This is a genomic window from Azospirillum formosense (genome assembly GCF_013340925.1).
GTDB lineage: Bacteria > Pseudomonadota > Alphaproteobacteria > Azospirillales > Azospirillaceae > Azospirillum > Azospirillum formosense.
In genome coordinates, this window is the sequence record NZ_WHOR01000383.1 from 1 (window position 1) to 4222 (window position 4222).

At 69.7% G+C, this 4222-nt stretch carries 5 protein-coding genes; all 5 read left to right on the plus strand.

Going from position 1 to position 4222, the window contains the following annotated elements:
• Positions 1 to 63: 63 nt before the first annotated feature.
• The 5 genes from GBZ26_RS27730 (at position 64) to GBZ26_RS27750 (ending at position 4184) form a co-directional block, all read left to right on the plus strand.
• Complete coding sequence (locus GBZ26_RS27730; protein WP_281427596.1) at positions 64 to 819, plus strand: maleate cis-trans isomerase family protein; 756 nt, start codon at positions 64 to 66, stop codon at positions 817 to 819.
• A gap of 14 nt (positions 820 to 833) precedes the next feature.
• Positions 834 to 1643, plus strand: coding sequence for an alpha/beta fold hydrolase (locus GBZ26_RS27735; RefSeq protein ID WP_174441567.1), 810 nt, complete (start codon positions 834 to 836; stop codon positions 1641 to 1643).
• Between the two features lie 27 nt (positions 1644 to 1670).
• Positions 1671 to 2717, plus strand: coding sequence for a 2,5-dihydroxypyridine 5,6-dioxygenase NicX family protein (locus GBZ26_RS27740; RefSeq protein ID WP_174441568.1), 1047 nt, complete (start codon positions 1671 to 1673; stop codon positions 2715 to 2717).
• Positions 2714 to 3328, plus strand: a complete 615-nt coding sequence (locus GBZ26_RS27745; RefSeq protein WP_145626221.1) for an isochorismatase family protein — start codon at positions 2714 to 2716, stop codon at positions 3326 to 3328. Before GBZ26_RS27740 ends, GBZ26_RS27745 begins: the two co-directional genes overlap by 4 nt.
• Before the next feature lie 91 nt (positions 3329 to 3419).
• A complete protein-coding gene (locus tag GBZ26_RS27750; RefSeq protein ID WP_174441569.1) occupies positions 3420 to 4184 on the plus strand; it encodes a TetR/AcrR family transcriptional regulator in 765 nt (254 codons plus the stop codon).
• Positions 4185 to 4222: the final 38 nt, after the last annotated feature.

The following is a 4222-nucleotide window of genomic DNA, read 5'->3' on the forward strand; positions in this document are numbered from 1 at the left end:
CCGGGGTGGGGGCAAGGGCAGCAACGCAAGCCAGCCGCCGCAAGACATCTCCAAGGACCGACCATGAACAGCAAGACCTATCGCATCGGCCAGATCGTCCCCAGCTCCAACACGACCATGGAGACGGAAATCCCGGCGATGCTGACCGCCCACGCGCTGGCGCACGGCACCCGCTTCACCTTCCATTCCAGCCGCATGCGCATGAAGACGGTGAAGAAGGAAGAACTCGCCGCCATGGACGCCGAGTCCGACCGCTGCGCGCTGGAGCTGTCGGACGCCCGCGTTGACGTGCTGGGCTACGCCTGCCTCGTCGCCATCATGAGCATGGGCAAGGGCTACCACCGCGTCTCGCAGGAGCGGCTGCACGGGCGGACCGCGGAGAACGGCGGGACGGCCCCGGTCATCACCAGCGCCGGCGCGCTCGTCGACGGGCTGCATGTTCTGGGTACCAAGAGGATCGCCCTGGTCGCCCCCTACATGAAGCCGCTGGCCCAGCTCGTCGTCGATTACATCGAGCATGAGGGCGTGCAGGTCGCCGACTGGCGCGCGCTGGAAATCCCCGACAATCTGGAGGTCGGGCGCCACGACCCGTCCCGCCTGCCGGGGATCGTCGCCGGTATGGACACCGCCGGGGTGGACGCCGTCGTGCTGTCGGCCTGCGTCCAGATGCCGTCGCTGCCCGCCATCGCGCAGGTCGAGGCGATGACCGGCAAGCCGGTGCTGAGCGCCGCCGTCGCCACCACCTACGCCAAGCTGAAGGCGCTGGGCCTGCCGACGCGCGTTCCGGGGGCCGGCGCCCTGCTCTCCGGCGCCTACTGAGCGGGGATTATGCCATGACCAGCAGCACCTACCGCTACGGCGCGAACGTCCGCGCCAACGGCATCCGCCAGCATTACCTGCGCTACGGCGGCCAGGGGCGTCCCGTCGTCATCGTTCCGGGCATCACCAGCCCCGCCGTCACCTGGGGCTTCGTGGCGGAGCGCTTCGGGCGCAGCTTCGACACCTACGTGCTCGACGTGCGCGGCCGCGGCCTGTCGGAGGCGTCGGACGCGCTCGACTACGGGCTGGACGCCATGGCCGCCGACGTGACGGCCTTCGCCGAGGCTCTGGGCCTGCGCGACTACGCGCTGGTCGGCCACTCCATGGGCGCGCGCATCGGCCTGCGCGCGGTCAGCCGCCACGGCGCCGCCCCGGCGCGGCTGGTCATGGTCGATCCGCCGGTCTCTGGGCCGGGCCGCCGCCCCTACCCGGCGCAGCTGCCCTGGTACGTCGATTCCATCCGCCTGATGCGCGAGGGCGCCGACCTGGAGGCGATGCGGCCCTTCTGCCCGACCTGGACCGACGAGCAGCTCCGCCTGCGCGCCGAATGGCTGCACACCTGCGACGAGCGGGCCATCGTCACCGCCTTCAACGACTTCCAGACCGACGACATCCACGCCGACTTCCCGCGCATCCCCTGCCCGGCCCTGCTGATCGCCGCCGGGCGCGGCGACGTCATCCGGCCCGAGGAGGAGGCGGAAATCCGCAAGCTCCAGCCCGAGCTGGCCGTCACCCGCGTCGAGGGGGCCGGGCACATGATCCCCTGGGACGACGAGGAGGGCTTTTACCGCGCCTTCGGAACCTTCCTCGGCACCACCGTCTGACCGCCATTCAGGAAAGGGACACGCATCATGCCCGTCAGTGACGCCGATATGGTCCGCGCCTGGACCCATGTTCTGACCCTGTCGAAGCTGAAGCCGCAGGAGGTGGTCACCGTCCTGACCAGCGACGGCACCCACCCGCAAACCCTGCGCACCGCCCTGATCGCCGCCTCCAACCTGGGGGCGCGGGTCAACCGGCTGGACCTGCCGCCGGTGAACGCGGAGCACGCCCACAGCCGCGACAGCCTCGCCTATCTCGGCACCACCCCGCTGACCGGAAACCGCGCCGCCATGGCCGCGCTGAAGGAAAGCGATCTGGTGCTGGACCTGATGACCCTCCTCTTCTCGCCGGAGCAGATGGAGATCCTGGAGAGCGGCACCAAAATCCTGCTGGCCGTCGAACCGCCGGAGGTGCTGGTCCGCCTGCTGCCCAGCCTGGAGGACAAGGCGACCGTCGGCGAAGCCACGGCGCTGCTGAAGGCCGCGAAGGAGATGCACGTCACCTCGCGGGCCGGCACCGACCTGCGCCTGCCCATCGGCGAGTTCCCGACGGTGCAGGAATACGGCTTCGTCGACGAGCCGGGGCGCTGGGACCATTGGCCGAGCGGCTTCGGCTTCACCTTCCCCAACGAGGGGCAGGCGAGCGGGCGGATCGTCCTCGACAAGGGCGACATCCTGTTGCCGATGAAGTCCTACCTGACCTCGCAGATCGAGATGACGGTGGAGAAGGGCTACGTCACCGCCATCACCGGCGGTTTGGACGCCGATCTGCTGAACGACTACATGGACGCCTTCGCCGACCCGGAGGCCTACGCCATCTCCCACATCGGCTGGGGCACGCAGAGGCGGGCGCGCTGGTCGACGCTCGGCCTCTACGACCGGGAACAGACGCTGGGCATGGACGCGCGGGCCTTCGCCGGGAATTTCCTCTTCTCGCTCGGCCCCAACAACGAGGCGGGCGGGTCGCGCACCACCGCCTGCCACATCGACATCCCCATGCGGAACTGCACCGTCCGCCTGGACGGGCGCGACGTCGTCCGCGAGGGCAAGCTGCTCGCCGGAAAGGAACTGGCATGAGTGTTTCGGAACAGGCCGTCTACGAGCGGCAGGGCTTCGGCCAATCGCTGGGCATCCAGGGCCAGATCGGTCTGCTGATCGTCGATTTCGTCAACGGCTTCGCCGATCCGGCGGTGTTCGGCGGTGGCAACATCGCGCCGGCCATCGCCCGCACGGCGCAGGTGCTGGCGAAGGCCCGGCAGCGCGGCTGGTTCGTCGCCCACAGCCGGATCGTCTACGCCGACGACGGGTCGGACGGGAACGTCTTCTCCATCAAGGTGCCGGGCATGCAGACCCTGACCGAGCATGCCGCCATCAGCGCCATCGTGCCGGAGCTGACCCCGGTGCCGGGGGAGCTGGTGGTGCGCAAGACGGTGCCCTCGGCCTTTTTCGGGACCGGGCTGGCGCCATGGTTGACACAGCGCGGCGTCGAGACTCTTTTGATCGCCGGAGCGACGACGAGCGGCTGCGTGCGGGCCAGCGTGGTGGACGCCATGTGCCACGGCTTCCGCCCGGTCGTCATGGCCGATTGCGTGGGCGACCGCGCCCTGGCGCCGCACGAGGCCAACCTGTTCGACATCGGCCAGAAATACGGCGACGTGGTTCCGGCGGAGCGCGTTCTCGCCTTGTGAGACGTGGTCGGGGTTGAAAAGAGGATCAGGCGTTGCACCATGTTAGACTTTCCATCCGAAGCGTGCCGCCGGGAGTGAGATGAGCCGACCGATGAGCAAAGTCCAGGACAGCGCGCCCGTCGCCGACACCGCGCCGGAGAGCGGCCCGGCGCGGGGCCGCCCTCCACGCGGCCGACGCGCCGGGCCGGGCCGTCCGGAGGGCACCAGCAACGTGCGCGACCAGATCCTGGACGCGGCGGAGCTGGAGTTCGCCAACCTCGGCTACGCCGGCACCAGCCTGCGCAACGTCGCCGACCGGGCCGAGGTGACCCAGGCCCTCATCAGCTACTATTTCGGGTCCAAGCACGGGCTGTTCGAGGAGGTCTTTTTGCGCCGCGGCCGGAAGATCGCCGACGAGCGCATGGAGCGGCTGGAGGCGCTGCGCCGAGGGCCCACGCCGCCGGCGGTGCGCGACATCGTCTACGCCTTCCTGATGCCGGCGCTGGCCATGCGCGAGACGGAGGGGGGCCGCACCTTCATGCGGCTCCAGGCCCGGCTGCACACCGAGCCGCCGGAGATTTCCTACAGGCTGCGCAACGAGGCCTACGACGCCTCGACCCGCATCTTCGCCGCCGCGCTGAAGGAGGCGCTGCCGCATCTGTCGGAGCGGGACGTCTACTGGCGGATGACGCTGATGATCGGCGCCTATCTCTACGCCTTCTCCGACACCCACCGGCTGGAGGAGCTGGCGCCGGGCATCTGCAACCCCGGCGACCCGGACGAGATCATCACGGAGATCAGCAGCTTCGTCAGCGCCGGCATGCTGGCCCCGGTGCCGGACCCGGTGCGGGCGCCGGGGAAGAGGAAGCGGGGGTAGTTTTTTGGAAGGTGGCTGCGTTGCGCCCCCACCCAAAC